This is a genomic window from Bacillus sp. ILBB4, from assembly GCF_035064545.1.
Classification (GTDB): Bacteria; Bacillota; Bacilli; order Bacillales; family Bacillaceae_H; genus Priestia.
Window position 1 is genome coordinate 34,349 of sequence record NZ_JAIQVD010000014.1, and the last position, 19,556, is coordinate 53,904.

20 protein-coding genes, 1 pseudogene and 1 other annotated feature are annotated in these 19,556 nt (G+C 33.2%); of the genes and pseudogenes, 15 read left to right on the forward strand and 6 right to left on the reverse strand.

Annotated features, from left to right (window positions below):
- Positions 1 to 124: 124 nt before the first annotated feature.
- Positions 125 to 1,021 carry a macrolide 2'-phosphotransferase gene (locus tag LAV82_RS28500; RefSeq protein ID WP_499717445.1) on the forward strand — a complete coding sequence of 299 codons (897 nt, stop codon included), beginning with the start codon at positions 125 to 127 and terminating at the stop codon, positions 1,019 to 1,021.
- A gap of 276 nt (positions 1,022 to 1,297) precedes the next feature.
- Here LAV82_RS28500 and LAV82_RS28505 read toward each other — a convergent pair whose 3' ends face one another.
- Positions 1,298 to 1,879, reverse strand: coding sequence for a YitT family protein (locus LAV82_RS28505; RefSeq protein ID WP_081113315.1), 582 nt, complete (start codon positions 1,877 to 1,879; stop codon positions 1,298 to 1,300).
- Between the two features lie 540 nt (positions 1,880 to 2,419).
- On the opposite strand from LAV82_RS28505, the gene LAV82_RS28510 reads away from it, so the two are divergent.
- A complete protein-coding gene (locus LAV82_RS28510) occupies positions 2,420 to 3,190 on the forward strand; it encodes a DUF8832 domain-containing protein (RefSeq protein WP_499717446.1) in 771 nt (256 codons plus the stop codon).
- Between the two features lie 506 nt (positions 3,191 to 3,696).
- Here LAV82_RS28510 and LAV82_RS28515 read toward each other — a convergent pair.
- A pseudogene (locus tag LAV82_RS28515) lies at positions 3,697 to 3,894 on the reverse strand (MerR family transcriptional regulator); the annotation flags it as partial.
- Positions 3,895 to 4,986: 1,092 nt separating this feature from the next.
- On the opposite strand from LAV82_RS28515, the gene LAV82_RS28520 reads away from it, so the two are divergent.
- A complete protein-coding gene (locus LAV82_RS28520) occupies positions 4,987 to 5,187 on the forward strand; it encodes a cold-shock protein (RefSeq protein ID WP_013056497.1) in 201 nt (66 codons plus the stop codon).
- 238 nt (positions 5,188 to 5,425) lie between these two features.
- Here the strand turns inward: LAV82_RS28520 and LAV82_RS28525 are convergent, their stop codons facing one another.
- Complete coding sequence (locus LAV82_RS28525; protein ID WP_025601730.1) at positions 5,426 to 5,629, reverse strand: cold-shock protein; 204 nt, start codon at positions 5,627 to 5,629, stop codon at positions 5,426 to 5,428.
- A 640-nt stretch (positions 5,630 to 6,269) separates the two neighbouring features.
- Between LAV82_RS28525 and LAV82_RS28530 the strand changes: the two genes are divergently transcribed.
- The 6 genes from LAV82_RS28530 (at position 6,270) to LAV82_RS28555 (ending at position 9,471) form a co-directional block, all read left to right on the forward strand.
- The gene (locus tag LAV82_RS28530; protein ID WP_499717447.1) at positions 6,270 to 7,124 is read left to right on the forward strand and encodes a malate synthase; all 855 of its coding nucleotides are present in this window, start codon (positions 6,270 to 6,272) and stop codon (positions 7,122 to 7,124) included.
- Positions 7,125 to 7,427: 303 nt separating this feature from the next.
- On the forward strand, positions 7,428 to 7,607 hold the full coding sequence (locus tag LAV82_RS28535) for a hypothetical protein (RefSeq protein WP_013056500.1): 180 nt from the start codon (positions 7,428 to 7,430) through the stop codon (positions 7,605 to 7,607).
- Positions 7,608 to 7,633: 26 nt separating this feature from the next.
- Entirely contained in the window at positions 7,634 to 7,822 is a 189-nt protein-coding gene (locus tag LAV82_RS28540; RefSeq protein WP_013056501.1) for a hypothetical protein, read from the forward strand.
- A 305-nt stretch (positions 7,823 to 8,127) separates the two neighbouring features.
- Positions 8,128 to 8,796, forward strand: a complete 669-nt coding sequence (locus tag LAV82_RS28545) for a DUF3885 domain-containing protein (RefSeq protein ID WP_499717448.1) — start codon at positions 8,128 to 8,130, stop codon at positions 8,794 to 8,796.
- Positions 8,797 to 8,971: 175 nt separating this feature from the next.
- Entirely contained in the window at positions 8,972 to 9,307 is a 336-nt protein-coding gene (locus LAV82_RS28550) for a hypothetical protein (RefSeq protein WP_499717449.1), read from the forward strand.
- 32 nt (positions 9,308 to 9,339) lie between these two features.
- Positions 9,340 to 9,471 carry a hypothetical protein gene (locus LAV82_RS28555; RefSeq protein WP_255256002.1) on the forward strand — a complete coding sequence of 44 codons (132 nt, stop codon included), beginning with the start codon at positions 9,340 to 9,342 and terminating at the stop codon, positions 9,469 to 9,471.
- Positions 9,472 to 9,885: 414 nt separating this feature from the next.
- Here the strand turns inward: LAV82_RS28555 and LAV82_RS28560 are convergent, their stop codons facing one another.
- Positions 9,886 to 10,611, reverse strand: a complete 726-nt coding sequence (locus tag LAV82_RS28560) for a ZIP family metal transporter (RefSeq protein ID WP_013056505.1) — start codon at positions 10,609 to 10,611, stop codon at positions 9,886 to 9,888.
- Between the two features lie 185 nt (positions 10,612 to 10,796).
- Here LAV82_RS28560 and LAV82_RS28565 point away from each other — a divergent pair, with 185 nt between their 5' ends.
- A complete protein-coding gene (locus LAV82_RS28565; protein ID WP_013056506.1) occupies positions 10,797 to 11,240 on the forward strand; it encodes a hypothetical protein in 444 nt (147 codons plus the stop codon).
- A 139-nt stretch (positions 11,241 to 11,379) separates the two neighbouring features.
- On the forward strand, positions 11,380 to 11,541 hold the full coding sequence (locus LAV82_RS28570; protein ID WP_155660512.1) for a hypothetical protein: 162 nt from the start codon (positions 11,380 to 11,382) through the stop codon (positions 11,539 to 11,541).
- Between the two features lie 12 nt (positions 11,542 to 11,553).
- Here the strand turns inward: LAV82_RS28570 and LAV82_RS28575 are convergent, their stop codons facing one another.
- On the reverse strand, positions 11,554 to 12,930 hold the full coding sequence (locus tag LAV82_RS28575) for an amino acid permease (protein WP_211079463.1): 1,377 nt from the start codon (positions 12,928 to 12,930) through the stop codon (positions 11,554 to 11,556).
- A gap of 43 nt (positions 12,931 to 12,973) precedes the next feature.
- Positions 12,974 to 13,188 (reverse strand) — a binding site (T-box leader).
- Positions 13,189 to 13,928: 740 nt separating this feature from the next.
- Here LAV82_RS28575 and LAV82_RS28580 point away from each other — a divergent pair.
- Together LAV82_RS28580 and LAV82_RS28585 are read left to right on the forward strand one after the other, a co-directional pair.
- Entirely contained in the window at positions 13,929 to 14,057 is a 129-nt protein-coding gene (locus LAV82_RS28580; protein ID WP_141528257.1) for a GrpB family protein, read from the forward strand.
- Positions 14,058 to 14,609: 552 nt separating this feature from the next.
- Positions 14,610 to 14,741: a Spo0E family sporulation regulatory protein-aspartic acid phosphatase gene (locus LAV82_RS28585; RefSeq protein ID WP_307872060.1), complete on the forward strand. Its 132-nt coding sequence runs from the start codon at positions 14,610 to 14,612 to the stop codon at positions 14,739 to 14,741.
- Positions 14,742 to 15,029: 288 nt separating this feature from the next.
- On the opposite strand, the gene LAV82_RS28590 is transcribed toward LAV82_RS28585, so the two are convergent.
- Positions 15,030 to 16,073 (reverse strand): PocR ligand-binding domain-containing protein, encoded by a 1,044-nt coding sequence (locus LAV82_RS28590; protein ID WP_499717450.1) that lies wholly within the window; start codon positions 16,071 to 16,073, stop codon positions 15,030 to 15,032.
- 306 nt (positions 16,074 to 16,379) lie between these two features.
- Between LAV82_RS28590 and LAV82_RS28595 the strand changes: the two genes are divergently transcribed.
- Both LAV82_RS28595 and dhaK read left to right on the forward strand, forming a co-directional pair.
- Positions 16,380 to 17,513 carry a glycerol dehydrogenase gene (locus LAV82_RS28595; RefSeq protein WP_499717451.1) on the forward strand — a complete coding sequence of 378 codons (1,134 nt, stop codon included), beginning with the start codon at positions 16,380 to 16,382 and terminating at the stop codon, positions 17,511 to 17,513.
- 1 nt (position 17,514) lies between these two features.
- Positions 17,515 to 19,278: a dihydroxyacetone kinase subunit DhaK gene (dhaK, locus tag LAV82_RS28600; protein ID WP_499717452.1), complete on the forward strand. Its 1,764-nt coding sequence runs from the start codon at positions 17,515 to 17,517 to the stop codon at positions 19,276 to 19,278.
- The last annotated feature ends 278 nt before the right edge of the window (positions 19,279 to 19,556 follow it).

The window sequence follows — 19,556 nt, forward strand, 5'->3', positions numbered from 1 at the left end:
TGTTGATTTATACTGATAAATAGCTATTAATTGATAACATTAGTTGTGAGAAGAAGAGCTGTAGAGAATAAAAAGGGCAACGAACAAAGTGAAAAAATTGAATATTTATGGGAGGATAATTAAGATGAATAAACTAGAAATTAAAGAATTAGCAAAAAGAAAAGGCCTAAATGTAATCGAAAAAACAATGAAATTGAATGAATCAGGCTTAGATTTTCAAGTTGCCCATGCAGAGGATGAGCAGGGACAAAAATGGATTTTACGAATCCCGCGCAGACTAGACTATATGGCAAAAGCTAATCAAGAAAAGATGGTTTTAGATGCTGTAAATCGATATACAGCCATTCAAGCACCCAATTGGGAAATTTCCACCGATGAACTCATTGCTTATAGATTATTAGACGGAGTGCCTGTGGGTACCATTAATCCTAAAATTCAAAATTACGAGTGGGTTTTAGATATAGAAAATATTCCAACCACCTATTACGAATCATTCGGACGCATGTTAGCAGAGTTACATCAACTGCCAACAAACGTAGTAAAGAAGGCTGGTTTTAAGGTTTATACGGCAACGGAAGCAAGAGAGTTAATGAAAGAAAAAATGCAAAAAGTAAAAGATGAATATGAGGTGCGTAATAATTTGTTGAATCGTTGGGAAGCCTGGGTAGCTAATGATGGTATGTGGCCAAACTATACCGGCCTTAGCCATGGTGACATTCATCCGGGGCATATTTTAATTAATCACCAATCAGAGGTCACTGGCTTAATAGATTGGACCGAAGTAGCCGTTACAGATGTATCTCGTGATTTTCTTGCTCACTATTTATTTACTGGAGAAGGTGGATTGGAAAAAGCTATTACTGCATATGAGAAAGCAGGGGGAAAAGCGTGGCCACTTATGAAAGAGCATATCATAGAGTTAGCAACAACACAGGCAATTACTGTTGCTGAGTTTGCTAAAAGCTCTGGGATGCAAGAGTATAAAGATATGGCCCAACAGATGCTCGGTCCAATTGAGTAATAAAATAACTTTGATAAAAACTTATATAATGAGCAAACTACTTAAGAAGTCTTTTAGGACTCCACTTACAACCTAATTTATTTATCAGTAGAAAAAGCCATCTTCCCCAAAGGTAGCTTTTTCGCCTTTTAGTTACCATAATGGATTCTCTAGGAACGAACCATAAAAGAGAACCCTTTAGTCAATCTCAGAATTATTATAAGGGCCTTTTGAATTTATAAAAATCAAGAAAGTGCAAAAAATGGAGGATAGAAGATACTAATTTTATAATCCAGATTATTCTTTTTTAGTAATTAACGAAGTCGTCATTCCACCTATGAAAATTGTCGAACATGAAAAAAGAAACGTTTTAGGTCCTAATAAAGGAAGACCTGCTGTTATGATAAAACCATCTATAATTAAAATAACCATCCCTATGTTTAAAGAAAAAGCTTTTGATATAAGTTGTGCTAGTAAATCTGTTCCTCCTGTGCTTGTCTCATATCGAAGCATAAGACCAATCCCCGTCCCAATACACACTCCTCCAAGAATTACACTAGGAAAAACAGGAAGTTGAAACTGGTCTTTAATAGGTTCTAGCCAATCAATCAATAAAGAAGAAATAACTAAACCATAAAAACTATTATAAAAATAATTTCTTTCATAAACCCAGGCAAACCAGCATAATGGAAAACCCAAAATAATAATCATCACACCTGTAGGAAATTCAAAATAATAGTGAAGGATGAGAGCAATCCCAATTGTTCCCCCATCTAACAAATAATGAGGAACTAAAAATCCATTAATTCCTATACTTAACAATAAGCTTCCGACTAGAACAACCAGTATTTTCTGAATAATAATCACCTTTTCAGTCAATTTATCTCTTACTATATGTATAAGCTTTAGCTAGCTGTCATGAATGTTTTTATCGGAAAAGCGCTTTTAAATTTTATAGATCAGGGAAGTTATAAAAAATACGGATTCAGAGCCGAAAGCATTCTGACTACACTATATGTTTTCATTCTTTATCAGGCAACTTGCCTAAATTGAATACTTTTTTATCATTTGAGCAAACTACTCAAGATGTCTGAACGGCGTCTTCCACTGCAACCTTGTAAGAAAGAAAGCTGCCCTCCCTGGCAGCTTTCTTTCTTATCGATTATCTAGGAATAAAATTCATTAGTGTAACCACACTATTCATGATGATTAAAGTCATCAATAAAAACCTAGTTTGTAATAGAAAAAACTACTGCTGTCCCAGTAGTTTTTTCTATTTTTAGGTAGTTTGTTTTTTAAAGGACAAAAAGTCATAGCACTTTAAAAACAGGCATATGATTTATAAAGACCTCAACGTGCTTATAAATTGAATTAGTAGATAACCCTTGAATGTATTGATTCAAATGAAAGGGTGTAGATATGAAAAAGTTACTATTTATCGTGGTATCTCTCTTAACTATGATTGCTTTGGTAGCATGTAATAAGGATTCTGAACATAAGCAGATGAAACACGACATGGCAAACATGGACCATAACGATGCTTCAAAAGAAAAACAACAAGTTGCCGTACAAACCGATTGGAAGTTTGACCATTATCCTCAGACTAATACAACCAACCAGTTAACAATCACAATCAAAGATAATAAAGGGAAGCCTATTTCCGAATTTGAGGTAAATCACGAAAAGAAAATGCATCTGATTGTTGCAAGCAAAGACTTGTCAAAATATCAACACATCCATCCTACTTATAAGGGAAAAGGTGTGTTCACAGTACCTGTTACGTTTACTCAGGGAGGATCATTTCAGTTAATTGCTGACTTTGTACCGAAAGGACAATCGGATACAGTTCAAATGCATACGGTTTCTGTTAAGGGAAATACACCAGCTCCTGTTAGCCTTACACCTGATAAGAAATTAGTAAAAGCTGTTAATGGGAATCAAGTGTCTCTTAAAATAGATAGCCAGCTAAAAGCGAATCAGGAAACTATGCTAAATTTTCATTTTGAAGACGCTCAAACCAAACAGCCTATTCAGGATTTACAACCATACCTTGGAGCTGTAGGACACGTTGTCATTCTAAATCAAGACGCAACAAAATATCTGCACGTACACCCGATGGATGAAAGGGTAAAAGGATCTAATGCTATGTTCCATACAACATTTCCTTCACCTGGCATCTATAAAATTTAGGGAGAGTTTCAGCGCAGTAACAAAGTCTTTATAGTTCCATTCGTAGTGGAAGTTAGTAAATAACTAAAAAAGAATCTATCTCTGTGAGTTATTCGTCAATCATTCTTTCTGTATAAACCACTTCAGATAAATTAGATCATCCAAAATACATTTATATTACAGCAAGGAATTACTGTTGAGGGACAGTAGTTCCTTCTATTTTTTGACTCTATAACCTATGAATGTTCAGTTAACATAATACCTCTTTACGGTACACAACTTAAAAAGGAACCCTTATGGGAGTAAGGGTTCTAACAGAGTCATTTTTATAGAATATGCAAATTTTTATACATTCTTTATGTATCAATGTTTCTCTCTAGGCTAAATGGTAATGGGATGCATAAAAATCTTGTTTTATATACACTTATAAAAATTAAAATGAAAATAATCCATTAAATATTGAAGATACGGATTGAGTAAACATGAACAAAGACTGAAAGAACAAATCAAATTTACCTATTTTAAAATAAATCCTTACGCAATTCTCGTGTTCGAACCCCATCTTCAATTTTTTCTGCGATGTCCATTAACCTTTCAATGTCGGAAAAGGAATACATTCGGGTACCTGAAGAGTTTCGTTTCGGGAAAATAAGCTCTCGCTCTTCATAATAACGAACTTGCCTTTCTGATAAACCTGTCATTTCAGTAACGATTTTTATAGTCATAACTTTCTCATCTAAATATGGATGATTTTTAGTCAAGAATATCCTCTCCTATTTCCATGCTTTATCAGTATATATGTTATTAACTTTTGGATTGTATATAGAAATGAAGTTTATTAAATATAGCACGTTATAAATACTTCTTGATGAAAGGCGTTTGTAGTTCTTGAGAGTGACATTAGGTTAACTAATTTCAAAAAGCAAGTGTTTCAAAATCAATAATAAGAAGAAAATAAGAGCTTCTAAATTGCTCAAATTTATGTCGAACCATTTATTATATGTAAAACCAAAGTTCATTCCCTCAGAGAGCATTTCTCTGTATATTTGAAATATATTTTAATTTGATTACTAATGAAATATGTGGATACGGTGCAACCTATATCATTCTAGTCATTTTCATTCCGATAAATAAAAAGACTTGCTTTAGATAGAAAGCAAGTTGAAAGAAGGATAATCACTTTGGTAATTCCATTATAATCCAATGATTATATTGAATCATTAAAATATGGTTAAAAATAAATTAAAAGTAAATTAATTCATAAAAAAGTATTAATTAACCTTTTATTTGAGTTTCGTTAAAGCAATTTTATTAATTCCAATAAATTTTTTAACTTTATTCCTTTAGTGTTTGAATAAAGTATAGAATTAGGAGTCCGAAAAAGTATACTTTTTCGGATGGGATAGCTGTTTTTTAAGTCATTTTTTCACAATCCCAAAAAGTGTACTTTTTGAGACTATCTATATTGGACAACCTTAACCATAAATTAACTATACATAGTTAAGGGGATTCTGGTGCATAAGTGTTGAAATGTTGTACTGATAAGCTACCAGAAGAAGATATTCTTTATTTCGCGGGTCATTGTCCACTCGTTGCAATTCTGAGCGTTTCTCATAATACTGTTTTTTGTGAAGGAATGGAAAAAAGCAATTATTTGCTATGAATATCTCTATGTGTTAGACTATACTTAACTTATTTTTGTTCGGTATAAGATTGAGAGAAGAAAAACCTTAAACAGAAGTTTTTATCTTGAAATAGTATGATTGGGCAAGAGAGGTAATACATTTGTGGAGTATTCCACAGCAGGAGGCAATATTATGACACAAGGTACAGTAAAATGGTTTAATGCAGACAAAGGTTTCGGTTTCATTGAAATCGAAGGCGGAGACGATGTATTCGTTCATTTCAGTGCTATTCAAGGTGAAGGTTTCAAATCATTAGAAGAAGGTCAAAAAGTTACTTTTGATATCGAGCAAGGTCAACGTGGAGCACAAGCTGCTAACGTTCACAAAGCATAATTAAAAGTGATAACAAAAAGGACTCCTTATGAAGGAGTCCTTTTTTATGGTCTTATAATTAGAAAACCATGATTTATCTACTATTAGTTCAATAGAAAACCCAGGCTTTAAAAAAAGCCTGGGTTTTAGACAAGACGATCGATACAAGGTATAACTAGTTATAACATACAATAGAAATAGAAAGCAAATGCAAATGAATTAACTATATTTTCAATTAAATTAAATAATTTGGTACAAATTATCTTCGATGGGGATTAAGGGGGATTTTATTAATAAGCCGTTCTCCAGCTTCCATGTGATTTCCACACAAAGGGCATTTTTGGTGGTTGTCGTAAGAGAAATCTTTTCTCATCCAGCCCTTACAATCTTCTACTATACATTCCCAAACCTCTGTTTGTTCTTGAGCTAAAGGTTCTTGATTTCTTTTGCCGTAATAATACATACTAACATCACTACTCCTCATATTATATTATAGCTTATAAAGGAGTAATAATCATTTATATGAATTGGTGTTTTTTTACCACTTTATTTTCATTGAATAATGCACGGAATTTGTGATATGAGAATTTTTAAACACTTGGTAATAATATTCATATCTTCTTCTTTTGCTTTTTACTTGTAACACTACTTACTGTAGTAGTACATCCCTAAACTAAGCCTCCAACGTAATGAGGGTTAGTTTAATGATTAGTTTAATGGTGGAATCATTTCGCTTATCACCGGTAATCAAGTTGTTATTTATAGGGACTTTCCAGAAGTTTCGTGACTTGTTGGAGACTTTTATTTCGAGTTATTATAAATAACAAAACTCCATTTTACCTCAAATTAAAATATATTGTCAATGAAAAATTTGTAATATTTTCAAAAAATGTTATAATAGTTTTACAATTGTTTTTTCGATCGTATTCCAAATTCCGCTGTGTTTTTTTCAGATAGAATTATGGGTACATTTTTTCAATACTTTTTTAAACTAAAAAAACTCAAACAGTTGTGTGAGCTTTAAAGGTAAGTTAGTTGAATAAAATTATTAATTTACTATCTAATAGTAACCGAGTTTTTATTCTACAAGGAGGTCTAGAATAATGAATCTAATCAATAAGAAAGTTACACACAAGCTTTTTGGGATAGGTAGTATAGTTAAATATAATGATTCTAGTATTGAAATACATTTCGCATCGGAAAATAAAAAGTTTGTTTTCCCCGATGTATTTGGAAAGCATCTAAAACTGCATGATAAAAGTGTTGCTCATTCACTCGAAAAAATTATAGAAAAAAAGAAAATGGAACACAACGAGGAAGAACGGAAGAAGGAAGAGGAAAAAAAACTGCAACGAAAAAACCAAGAACTTCGCTGGGGACTTGAAAAACTTATGAAAAATCATAAACTTCATTCTGAATCACAAATGGTTTTTTGGTGTGACACAGAAGAACAGAATAGTTCTCTTTTAGAGTGGAAGGTTTTTTCAGGCGTAATAAAAAGCGGTAATAACAAGGGGAAGCCAACCAAACCCATCCGTTTGCACCAAAATAGTGCTGTCTTGTTAACAGCAATAGATTCCAGTATGCCTGAAAAAGACAGACGTATCTTAGGCGTCTATATGGTGAATGAAGATTTTATTGGTAAGCTTTGTGAAGATGGATATATTCCTGCTCATTCAAAATACAGACTCCAACTTACAGAACAGGAATCGGATCAGATGCCTTTCTGGAAATATTATGTAAATGAAAGGTCATCCCAAAAAATGACATGGAATACAGGTAAATACCGTTATTTTGATAATTTATGGATGGCTCAAATTTTGCTTGATATAGCTGAGTTGAAAAGTGACCCAAAGGAAAGAGAGCTGGCACAACAATTTTTTGAACATTTTTGTAAAATGAATCTGATAACAGCTGAAGAGTTACCAAAGCCTAATGGTGCATTAATGCGTATGTAAATGTTCGCCCAAAGATAGTAGGAATGACTAGAGGCTGACACATTTTTCCCACCCATCATTAATAGCGAGCATTCCTTGGCTCTGTTCGCTAATAAAAAGGCAAGAGCAGAACGTAGGAGAGGTAGAAATGCGACAGTAGGTCATAAAAAAATCTATAGAAAATAATCCTTTACTATTTTATAACTATATACTTTTTGAGCCCATATACCAGAATGAGGAAAATCTATACGGGTTGATGTAAGCTTTTCTCAGCTCTATTATAAGAATAATACGATAATCTTATTATTTTTAATAGGAGAGAAGATGAAGGATATAAGCGTGAAAATATTTAGTAATGGAAAAACAGTAACTATAAGAGTATCGAATGAATTAGTAACAATCTTAAAAAGTCATTATGTAAAAAACATAAAAAGATACTCTTATACGGTTACTAAATATTCAAGTGTTTTTTTCTTTGAAGAAGAATTAATGAAACAAAAATAATAAGTAGATAATGAGGAGATACACCTATGCTTAAATTTAAAGTTATTTTCGAATTTATAAATGGCAGGACAAAGGAATTAAAATTCGAAGCCACATCAAAGAAAGAAGTCATTAGTCATATAACAAAATATGAAAGATTCATTTCGAATGAAAAAGAGCTAGTGCACATCAATTTAAATAACGTGGTACAGTTTATGATTACAGAAGAAAAATAATAATAAAAACTAGGCATCTATTAATTGAGGTGCTTTTTATTTTAATAAATAGACTGATTTAGATTTAAATGACATATCTGAGAGTAGTAATAAAATTGAGCGGTTAATTAAAGCTCTTCTTAGCTCTTCACTAGATAAAGAGAAAGTTATAGAACAATTAATTGAAATAGAGTTAGAACTTGACCATATTAATTGGCACTATAAAAGCTTAAAAAAGAATTAAAACAATTACTTGATGTTTAGATTTTTAACTGAAAGAAAGTTACTTATAAACTATAAAAACTAAGAAATATGGAGGGAAATACATGAGCACTAATACTCTACCTTCATTTTTAGAAAAAAACTTTGAAGGGTTAACTTTAAGCCCAGCTCTGTTTTATTCGTGGAAATATAGCATTCGCTTTGAAATATCAGATCCATTAATTTCATCTCACGAAAAAGATTGTTTGAATCAAGCTTTTCATCGATCAATCACATTATTTCAAAGGGTATTTGAAGAGGGAGATGAGATTCTTTTTGTTACGGATGTGCATACTACGAACAAAGATCGTTTCCTTCAAAAAAGACCTTTAAACGTTTATTTAAAATACATAAAAGATAAACAGCGGCTATATCAATTAAACCATCACTGTTTGCCGAGTGTATTTCAGGATGAAGACGAAGACGATGATCAATCTTTGACTCATCGCTTTGTACTTTCTTGTAAGAAAACAGAATTAAGGTATGCGCAACTTTTAAAGGCTATTAATTATGAAGATTTTGCTCATCCATCTACTATTCTGAAGAGTAATCCCCAAAGTGGTTATGATATTTACTTTATTAACCTCTCTAAAAAAATGATTCTTCATTTGTATGATGATCGTGGATGTGATGTCTTAGCCTCCAGTAAAGAATCTATACGCTTTCTTTATGAAGAATATAATAATTGGATTTTGGATTATAATCAAGAAGAAATTGACTTTTTATTTAGGTGAAAAGTAGGGTTCATCCACTAATTAGCACATTTTTTATATCCATAATCACCTGTCTCACAGTAACTAAAAATAAAAAAGGTATCTACAACCTTCTAGGTTAAGTTTGGTATATAATCATATAAGCATTAAGCTTATGGCTAAATGGAAATCCAAATAAGATTAAGGTGATAATACAATGATGGAAGAACTAAAAAATAATAAACCGACAACAGCTTGGCAACAAAGAATGGAAGATGATGAGATTTTCACTGTAGAGAATATTAAAGCCACCGATGAAATCCTTGATATTTATATGAATAAACTTGAAGGTTCTGTAGATAAAATGTCAGAACAAGATATCTTAGAATATGTACAAGAGATAGTTATAGGATTAAATGAGTTAAATGAACAATTTGACTATTTCATTGAAACGTTAGAAAGAGAAGAACTTTGCGAGTTTATCATTAAAGTCGCAAATGCAGCTGGCTTAGAGACTGAAGAGGATATCACAGAAGAGTGGAGAGAGTGGTAACATACAGATGCTTACATATAGGAGAATGAAATATGGATTCTAAGCAGTTATTTTTAAAGGAACTACATACCGTTGTTATCAAAGAATATCCAGAGGTAGGGGAGCAGTTGAGAAAACCTACTGAGCAATTATCATGGGAAGAAGCTACTAATAAAAATAAATAGATAAATGGATCGCGTATAAAAGCCCTTTTAAAGGGCTTTTATACGTTATTACTAAGAACACGCATTATGTAAACCTGGAGATTGTATTTATTTTTAATTTATCGCTTTAAAATGTAACGTGGTGGAGGGCCATAAACTTACTCAGCTTCAAAATAGGCAAGTTTGTTTGGAATACATACAATAAGAGAAGGAAACCCATAGCCTACTGCATGTTTTAAAGCAGTAAGTAAAGGTAGTTCTTCCCATCAATATCTCCATTAAAAGAAAGGGCATAGCACTGCTTTCCTGCACCATGCTTAGGGAGTAATGTAAAAGAAGAACATTGTATGAAATGTTCTTCTTTTACAAATGATCAGAATGAGGTATAGCTTCATACATTTGTAGTTGTCTTTTTGACACTTAAACTTAATCATTCTAATGGCCATGAAATAATGAAAGGGAATATTGATAAACATAAATAATTACGAATCCTAGCGAAATTAGTAGCCATACATGCAATTTCCTGAAGTGCTTGATGGTATTTCCAATTATTTCATGAAAGATAACAAAAGACAGTGTACCGATTGCTGCACCAGTCGATAAAGCTTGTAGTTTAAGTGAGGAAACTTGTACACTTTCACCAATAAATAAACTGCCTCCTAAGGACAGCGATAGAAGGGCTATAATTAGTAAAAAGAAGGTGTTCGGTATTTTTGCTATAGAGAGGACTGTCATAATTGCCATCCCCTCTGGGACCTGATGTAAAAGGGTAGCTGCGAATACAGAAGCTGATTGGTGCATATCTGTTATTCCAAAGGTAATACCTGTGATGACATTATGAAAAAAGATAGCAACCGTTAATAAGATAAGTGCCTGTAAGGGTGAAATTTCGCTGTTTTGTTTATGCAAAAAGAGATCAATGCATAGCATGATGATATATCCGACTACAATTCCTAATAAAACGCCTCTTAAATCATATAGATGCCAAGTAGACGGAAGGATATCAAAGAACAATAAGCCCAATAAGATTCCACCGCATATAGCATACATAAATTGGATTCTTCCCCTTGCCAGATGGTTTACTAATTTGAGAATTCCTCCTCCTACTAATAAACCCAGTAAAGAACCTAAAGTAAATAAGATATTCATTTCTATATGCATAATTGCTACTTCCTTTCGGCTATATGGTTTTTTACAACTAACCTATTCAAAGGAAAGGCAATCATACCTATGTTTTATAAATGGTTAAAAAAATAAAAGTACATGATATTAACTTAGGAGTAATTTTTAGGTAAATCACTAATAAAAAAGGACATACTAACGTTATCTAAAAAAGAGGTGTTACTATGGAATCTCCTTTTGAAATGATAACCAATGTGGACAAGGTCGAAAATGCTTATTATATAGAAGTGAAACCAGGTGAGTACAATGCAAAGTATTGGAATAAAGAATCGGTCTATTTTGCTGATGAAGCTTTTGCTTATTTCTACACCACGATTTGCAAGTATGTGCCACAGTATCAACCTACCCAAGTGACAGAAATCAAAGCAGAAACATGGCTGAGGATCAGTAATCAGCTGCAAGAACTCGCGTATTTTTTGAGCACTAATCCGCCTATGATTAAACTAAAGAAATGGATTGATTTTAGCAAAGTAGAGGAAACGTACAAACAGTTTGATCATCACAAAAACAAGTACATTCGTGAGTTAATTAACATGATTAACGAATTTACAGTGTGGATAACAAAGGTATGTCAAACACAATCGTACATCACCATTTTGGGCACTTAATGGAAATCGATGTTGCTTATTTTAATCTACAAGCTATGCAGAAAATGAAAGAATTGTTCAAAATGAACATGGCATATTACGCTAAAGGAATAAACTACACTCACAGCGAAAACAACTATAAGGAGATGCAAAGAGTATCTTGCACTTAACAGGTCTTGAAACCTTAGAGGCTTGGAATGAAGAGCAAAAATCCCAAAAACAAATCGTTAAATCACTAAAAATGCTCTCAGATGAAGCAAGTGATTCTATAAATCAAAAAAAGATACTTTATAAAGTATCTTTTTTTGATTTAAGTTTTTGAAGAATGTAAAATCTAATTGGTATCATTCGGTACTTCAAGAGAAGTAGGTTTGGTGTTCCTTTTGAAAAATGAAAGAATTACCATTACAAGAACGAATGCTACACAAACTATAGAGCTTAACCTATTCGCACTGTCTATGAGAAAGACTATGAAGCTAATAATTAATGTACATGCGGCAAAAAGCGTTAAATAAGGGAAGCCCCAAAGTTTAAAATATGGTTTTTCTTTATATTGAGGACGTAGCTTTAGCTGAGCTAAGCAAATACTAATCCATATAAGAGAAACTGTAAATCCAGGAATAGCTAATAAATAAGAAAAAGCTTTTTCAGGATATAAGTATACGAGGTACGTTCCCAATAATAAAAATAGGACACTGAAAGCTAAACTGTAAACAGGTACGCCTTGTTTATTTACATAGGACAAACTTTTAGGAGCATCTCCCGACTGAGATAAAGAATGAAGCATCCTTGTACAGCCATAAATACCTGAATTGGCTGCTGAAAGGACAGCTGTTAATAAAATAAAGTTCATAACATGAGAACCCCCTTGAAGCCCGGCTGTTTCAAATACTTGGACAAAAGGGCTAGCATTTGCATCAATTTTATCCCATGGTATCAAGCCACAGATAATAAAAATAGGCAAAGTATAAAACAGAACTACTCTCCACATAACGCCTTTAACTACCCCTGGCAATACCTTTTCAGCATCTTTCGTCTCTGTAATAGTTAAACCAATGAGTTCTGATCCTCCATACGAGAAAATGACTACAAGTAATGTAGAGAAAACGGCTTTCCAGCCATTTGGCATAAAATCACTATAATTATGAAGATAATGAGAAGATGAATTATTGCTTGGCATAATTCCAAATAGTATCGCTATACCTAATAAAATAAAAGCAATAATAACAAAGATTTTAATACCAGCAAACCAAAACTCAATTTCTCCAAAAGACTTTACGCTTGTAGCATTAATTAAAATAAGTACAATTGAACAAATAAGACAAAGAATCCATAAGGGGATAGAAGAAAACCAATATTGCAGAAAACTACCTGCAGCGATGACTTCAATAACGCATACAGTAAGCCACATAAAGCAATAAGTAGCTCCCGTTACAAAAGAAAAACGTCTTCCAAAAGCTTTTTGAATTAGATCTTTCATATTGTGGGATGGGTATACAATAGCCATTTCAGCCAAAGCTCCCATTACAATAAGAAGCAATAGTCCAGCAAATAGATACGAAAAGATAACCGAAGGTCCTGCTAATCCAATTGTATCAGCACTCCCTTTGAAAATCCCTGTCCCAATCATTCCTCCAATAGCAATCATTCGAATGTGTCGCGGTAATAATTGCTTTTTTAACGTATTCTTTGATGCAGTATTTTCTTTCATGATGCCCTCCTTTTAACATAAAAAAGTCCCTGCTGAATTATTCAGCAGGGACGAAAATTTCGCGGTACCACCCTATATTGTAAAAACATCTTACCTCTTAATTAGCATAACGGTTTTACCCGTCCTCTCTAAAACACCATTAGAAGAGGAAGCTCTAGGAGTGAATTTCATCTCTAATCTTTGTACTGACTTCCACCAATTATCAGCTCTCTATAACAGGGAGATTAGGATTACTTAAGATCCTATCTTAGCTTTTGTTTATTAAATTAAAGTGTATGTAATGTATATCATATTAGTTAGTTTGAAATTAAATGTCAATATGTTTTTTATCTACTTACAGCTATAAGAAGAGTTATTAGATTTTACATAAAGATAACAATTATCACTATTTAGTAGTTAATCATTCCTTTTCCAATCATTTGTACTGTGATTGAATTGTACGCTTTTCTATAATAGAAAACCTACTGTGCAAACAAGAGTACAGTAGGTTTTCAAATCAGAATAAAAATGGTGAGAATATATCTCAGTATTGTATTTTATCCTAAAGAATATAACAAGGCAAGAGTTATTATCCTTTTAGGAACTTTTCTTTTACGACATTTGAATTACAACTATACAAAAACCTTTAATAATAGGGATTTTAAAGGTTTGTTACTTCTTATAATTTATCTTATGTAAACTTGCAAAAGAAATAAGCTCTTTTTTATTTGATATTTTGATTGGAGTTGCAGCCAGAAGACTGAGCAGCCCTCTTCCTTTCTGTCATGTTAATTACACCTGTTCGCTATGTATTTTTATCAAACCATACTTGTATCATACAGTTGGCAAGCACTCATGAATTTTTCACATAGAAAAAAGCACCCTCATCGTTAATGCATTGGAGAATAAGGGTACTTTATAGGAAGGCACATATTATAATTTAGGAGATACTAAGATTTTTGAATTAATTTAATCATTTATTATATTGTCCATGTAATAAATGATTAAGGGGGAGAAAAATGAACATTACAGTAGTTGAACATGATCCAAATTGGAAGTATGAATATCTAAATGAAGAATACCTAATTCAGGGTGTTTTTTTAAATCAACGTATTTTTAAAAAAACTGTGATTTTATTAAAGCTATAAGCTTGATTATTAACAAACTGTTGAGTCACTTATTTTGTTAGGACATCTAATAAAATTAGGAAACGAAGAAGACTTTACTTCCTTGCCCCCTATACTTTTACCTTATTGTAAAATGTCTCTTTCTTCATGCCTACCTCTGATTTAAAAGAAAAATAGGCGCTATCATAGAGCTTATTATTGCTGTTATACTGTTTAACTTTAGTACGTTTAAAACAAATAAGTGATTGATAGCAAATTAAATCTTACATATCATCTATGTAAAAAGGACAAACAAGTCATCATGTTTGTCCTTTTTGTCATTCTGGTGGTAGGGTAAATATTCAATTTCTAATTTAAAAATTGAATATCTCTATGTTAATTATAAAAAATGAGCTATTCAAATCCTAAAAAGGGGATTCCGAGCTTTTAATTGGATTTTACAGGAAAAAAATTGTTGAAAAGCCAAAATATAGTTAGTGTTAAATAAAAAAGTAGCAACTTAGAACAATAGGTGATTAGGTAAGTGCAAGTATATATAAAGAACAATTTTTAATAAAAGCTTTACTTGTAGATATAGAGGTAGGAAGAGAACTTATGATTCAAGTTGTTTTAGAGGAAGGATTCACCAGTGAAAATACCATTGTAATTAGCCAATCCATTGATCAATTGCTAAACCAATTAAAAGAGGCCTCTACGGCTGATTAGTTCTTATTTTTTATGAAAAAAGTATAAGACACCTCGATATTGGCAATCAAGGTGTCTTTTTATATGGGTTCATTCATGTGTGATATACTCCCAATGAAGTGGATGGAGTAAATAAAAAATTTGTTTATTTAATATGCTGCTTGTTTATTTCTTATTTTACTCAGATAAAAATCAATCGTGTTTCCACTTAAAGAGATTTTGCTTTTACATACTGAGAGTATCCCTTTTTAGAGTAATAGTATCAGTATGGAAAAGTTATATATATTTCTTACATCAGGACTGAAAATTCTACAGCTTTTCTTGATAATATTTCCGATAGACGTTAGGAGTTATATTTTCATATTTTTTAAATGTCTTGATGTAATACCCGGGGTCGTTAAAACCTAATTCATCGCTAATCTGTGCAATAGACAAATCCGTTTTTTCTAATAATTGTTTGGACCACTCTATTTTTTTGAGAGAAATAAAAACAGAAAAATTCATACCCGTTTCTTTGGTAAATATACGGCTGAAATAACCTGTACTAATGTGACATAAATCGGCCATCTTTTGTTGAGATATTTTTTCTCTTTTATGTTTATAAATGTAGTCAAAGGCTGGCTGTAATACTTTGTTTTTACAAACTAAGTGATCGTTAATAGACGTTTTTACGTAAGCATTAGTAACTGTGTTGGCTAATTCCTTTTTTATATTTTGAATATTATCTAGAGAATAACCGTAAGAAATGTCTTCAGTAGAAAGGTCCTCTTTTACTGGAGCCATCTTTTCATATACTTCTAAAATTAAGTTTTTATTCATAGCTTCCTCTACAATGTAGTTACAAAGCCCATATAACATTTGAGCAGCGTCGTTAATTTCTGTATAGGATAGAGTAGGAATAGAATCATATAGACTCTGTATTTCCTCATTATTATTTAAATTCTGTTCAAATCTCTTTGATGGAACAGTAAGCATTTGCTCCAAGGGAGGATGTTTGTCACCATCCTTAATTTTCACTTCTCCCGCCATGATGGCACCTACATATTTATCATCAATTATAATGGGAATGGCAATATCGACAATATTCCAGTGGCATAAATAGATATAAGGAGCATTGGTTCTGACTGCCTCTAGTCCTCCCCGCGCATCGCACTTTTCACAAAGTTTTGCTGTATTAGGATTTTTACGCATAGTCTCACAAAATGGACGTACGCTACTGTGTTGAGAAATGGGCACTCCTTTATAGTTAACCGTGACAATCGCTAATTTTGTAACAAGAGCAAGCGAATCTTGAAGATTTCGCCACTTTTTTAAATCTAGTATTTTATCTAAATTCATGTAAGTAGTTTTCAATGATGTTTTTATCTCCCTTACTTACCTTGTGGTAGTTTAAATCAACTATTTGAGAATACTTTTTCTTTATTCTTTAGTTCATGAAATAAAAGAGTTCTTAGCGATAAAGGTCATCTCTGCTCAACATGAACTTGGTAATATTTTTACCTGAAATAATGTCATAATAATACCATATTAAATGAAGAGAGCAAAAAAATACGATAAAAGGTTGTAAAAACTCGTCATTTAAGACTAATGTAATCTTGGACAAAAGATAGTAAAATTCCAATTGTAAGGGATTACAAAGTCAATTAGGAGGTTTTACTTATGAGGAAAGCATTTATTAGTCCTTCAAAATACATTCAAGGTGAAAATGAAATTTTAAACCTAGGTTATTTCGTGAAAACATTTGGTACTTCTGCACTTTTAATAGCACATCCTGAAGATATTAAACGTGTACAAGACAAATTAGATGCAACAGCAGAAAAATATGGTATTACATTTTTTGAAGGCGGATTCAATGGCGAATGTTCAAGACCAGAAATTTCTAGATTGCAGGAAATAGCAAAAGAAAACAACTGTGATTGTACAATTGGTTTAGGTGGCGGTAAGGCAATTGATACAGCAAAATGTGTGGCAGAGGGAGAGGGATTAATTATCGTCCCAACAATCGCTGCTACAGATGCACCTACAAGTCATTCCGCAGTTATATATACACCAGAGGGTGCTTTCGATAATTACGCATACTTTAAGCAAAGCCCAAGTGTTGTATTGATTGATACAACAGTGATTGCTAATGCACCTACTCGATTCTTAGTATCTGGTATGGGAGATGCATTATCCACTTATTTCGAAGCAAGAGCAACAGCACGTGCTTTCTCTAATGTAAATGCTGGATTACCTTGTGGAGTGCGTGAGGACTTATGTGCACCAGCAAAAGGTACAAATGCAGCGTTAGTTTTAGCAAAACATTGCTACAACACTCTATTAGAGGACGGGGTTAAAGCAAAAGCTGCAAGCGATCATAATGTTGTTACTCCAGCCTTAGAAAACATTATTGAAGCCAATATCTTATTATCAGGATTAGGGTTTGAAAGTGGTGGATTAGCTGGCGCACATGCAATTCATGATGGACTTACTCTTTTAGAAAGTGCGCACCACTACTTCCACGGTGAAAAAGTAGCTTTTGGTACATTAGCACAATTGGTATTGGAAAATGCCCCAACTGAGGAAATAGAAGAAGTGTTAGATTTCTGTTTAGCAGTAGGACTTCCAGTTTGTCTTGCTGATATTGGAGTAGAACAAATCACACAAGAAGAGTTAATGGAAGTAGCTAATAAAGCTTGTATTCCAGAGGAATCTATTTATTCTATGCCATTCCCTATTACTCCAGAGTCAGTAGCTGCAGCTATCATCGCAGCAGATCAAATTGGAAATGATTATAAGAAGAGGTTAATATAAGATGAAAAAAATTATTAATAAACCAGAAGATGTCGTACTTGAAATGTGTAAAGGAATGGTTCTAGCACATACTGAACTGAATTTAATTGAAAAATATAAAGTCATTAAAAAAGAGCAAATTAATAAAAACAAAGTAAGTATAATTAGTGGGGGCGGTAGTGGACATGAACCTGCTCACGCTGGATATGTTGGGAAGGGCATGTTAGATGCAGCAGTTTGTGGTGATGTATTTGCCTCACCTTCTCAAATACAGATTTATCAAGCCATTAAAGAAACAGCAAGCGATAAGGGAGCTTTACTAGTTATTAAGAACTACAGTGGTGACATGATGAATTTCAAGAATGCTGCTTATCTGGCAGAAGAAGATGGAATTCAAGTGGATTATGTAAAAGTAGATGATGATATTGCTGTACAGGACAGTTTATATACAGTTGGAAGACGTGGAGTAGCTGGTACTGTTCTTGTCCATAAAATAGCAGGTGCTGCAGCAGAACGCGGATATGATCTACCAAAAGTGAAAGAGGCAGCAGAAAACGCTATTGCGAATGTTAAAAGCATTGGTATTGGGCTAACTTCTTGTACAGTTCCTGCTAAAGGAACTCCTACGTTTGAGCTTGCAGAAGATGAGATGGAATTTGGGGTTGGCATTCATGGAGAACCTGGTATCCGTCGTGAAAAAATCATTTCAGCAGACGAACTTGCAGAGCGCATGGTAACGGCATTATTAAAAGAAATAGGTATAGAAGATGGAAAAGGAGAAGTGGCTGTCCTAATTAATGGATTTGGAAGCACACCTCTTCAAGAATTATATTTATTAAATCATTCTGTCATTCGTGAATTGTCACGTAGAAAAGTAACGATTGCAAGAACGTTTGTCGGAAACTATATGACAGCCATTGATATGGCCGGTGCTTCTATTTCAATTATGAAATTAGATGAAAACTTAAAGAGTCTCTTATCTGAAGAGTGCGATACTCCTGCGCTAAGAATCAAAGGTGAAGTACCAGCTGTCACTTATGATGAAATCATCGGTACCGTGGAGGCCCCGAAAGTGTCCTATGAGGTGCAAACCAACAAAGAATATTCCGTAGTAACGGAAAATCGATTAACGTTGAATAATATTATTTTTATGGTTGACCAAATGAGTGAATGTATTATTAGAAATGAAATACCATTCTGTGAATTAGATTCCCATGCTGGTGATGGGGACTTTGGAATGAGTGTTGCTAAAGGATTCAAACAGTTGAAATCTGAATGGCACGAAATTCTAGAAAATAAATCAAATGATATTGGCAACTTTTTAGAGGCGTGTTCTATCGTTATCATGGAGCACTGTGGTGGAGCATCAGGACCTATTTGGGGATCAGCGTTTCGTGCGGCTGGAAAGAACACCGAATCTAAAACCGAACTCACTTTAGCAGAATTTGCTAAAATGGTCCAAGCGTCTGTAAAAGGAATTCAAGCAACAGGAGAACGTTCTTTTGGACGTGGAGCTGTTGTGGGAGATAAAACTTTAATCGATGCCTTAGTACCTTATGCAGATACGTTAACATCAAGTGCTGCTGAAGGTGAAAGCTTGAAACATGCTCTTGTCAAAGCAGCAGAAGCTGCTGTTGAAGGAGCAAAATCAACCGAACAGATTGTTGCACGTATGGGACGTGCTGGTACGGTTGGAGAAAGAAGTCTTGGTTATCCGGACGCAGGTGCACATGGCTTAGGCGTAATTTTTACTGAAGTAGCTCAAGTAATGCGAGAAAATAAGTAAAATTTGGTATTATCCCCTCTAAATATAGTGTGAAAAAACTACTCTTTGAGAGTGAGGGTTACACTATACGTGGAGGGGAATTTTTTATGGGTCACTAAGGACAATCTCTTACAATCTCGTTTAAGCTATAAGTGGTAAAAATGTACAATAACCAATGGTATTTCAAAGATAAAAAAGAAAAACAAAAAGTGAACGATCCCTTGATTATCAAGGGATCGTTTTTCACATATTTTCTGGAAAGAGTGATTATGTTAACTAACTTTGTATATGATATTCAA

Coding starts and splice junctions, on each gene's coding strand:
- LAV82_RS28530 (WP_499717447.1), top strand. CDS start 6,270: ATGAATCTAATCAATAAGAAAGTTACACACAAGCTTTTTGGGATAGGT.
- LAV82_RS28555 (WP_255256002.1), top strand. CDS start 9,340: ATGGATTCTAAGCAGTTATTTTTAAAGGAACTACATACCGTTGTTATC.
- LAV82_RS28500 (WP_499717445.1), top strand. CDS start 125: ATGAATAAACTAGAAATTAAAGAATTAGCAAAAAGAAAAGGCCTAAAT.
- LAV82_RS28535 (WP_013056500.1), top strand. CDS start 7,428: ATGAAGGATATAAGCGTGAAAATATTTAGTAATGGAAAAACAGTAACT.
- LAV82_RS28560 (WP_013056505.1), bottom strand. CDS start 10,611: ATGCATATAGAAATGAATATCTTATTTACTTTAGGTTCTTTACTGGGT.
- dhaK (WP_499717452.1), top strand. CDS start 17,515: ATGAAAAAAATTATTAATAAACCAGAAGATGTCGTACTTGAAATGTGT.
- LAV82_RS28575 (WP_211079463.1), bottom strand. CDS start 12,930: ATGAAAGAAAATACTGCATCAAAGAATACGTTAAAAAAGCAATTATTA.
- LAV82_RS28545 (WP_499717448.1), top strand. CDS start 8,128: ATGAGCACTAATACTCTACCTTCATTTTTAGAAAAAAACTTTGAAGGG.
- LAV82_RS28595 (WP_499717451.1), top strand. CDS start 16,380: ATGAGGAAAGCATTTATTAGTCCTTCAAAATACATTCAAGGTGAAAAT.
- LAV82_RS28580 (WP_141528257.1), top strand. CDS start 13,929: ATGAACATTACAGTAGTTGAACATGATCCAAATTGGAAGTATGAATAT.
- LAV82_RS28525 (WP_025601730.1), bottom strand. CDS start 5,629: ATGTATTATTACGGCAAAAGAAATCAAGAACCTTTAGCTCAAGAACAA.
- LAV82_RS28510 (WP_499717446.1), top strand. CDS start 2,420: ATGAAAAAGTTACTATTTATCGTGGTATCTCTCTTAACTATGATTGCT.
- LAV82_RS28550 (WP_499717449.1), top strand. CDS start 8,972: ATGATGGAAGAACTAAAAAATAATAAACCGACAACAGCTTGGCAACAA.
- LAV82_RS28540 (WP_013056501.1), top strand. CDS start 7,634: ATGCTTAAATTTAAAGTTATTTTCGAATTTATAAATGGCAGGACAAAG.
- LAV82_RS28520 (WP_013056497.1), top strand. CDS start 4,987: ATGACACAAGGTACAGTAAAATGGTTTAATGCAGACAAAGGTTTCGGT.
- LAV82_RS28565 (WP_013056506.1), top strand. CDS start 10,797: ATGGAATCTCCTTTTGAAATGATAACCAATGTGGACAAGGTCGAAAAT.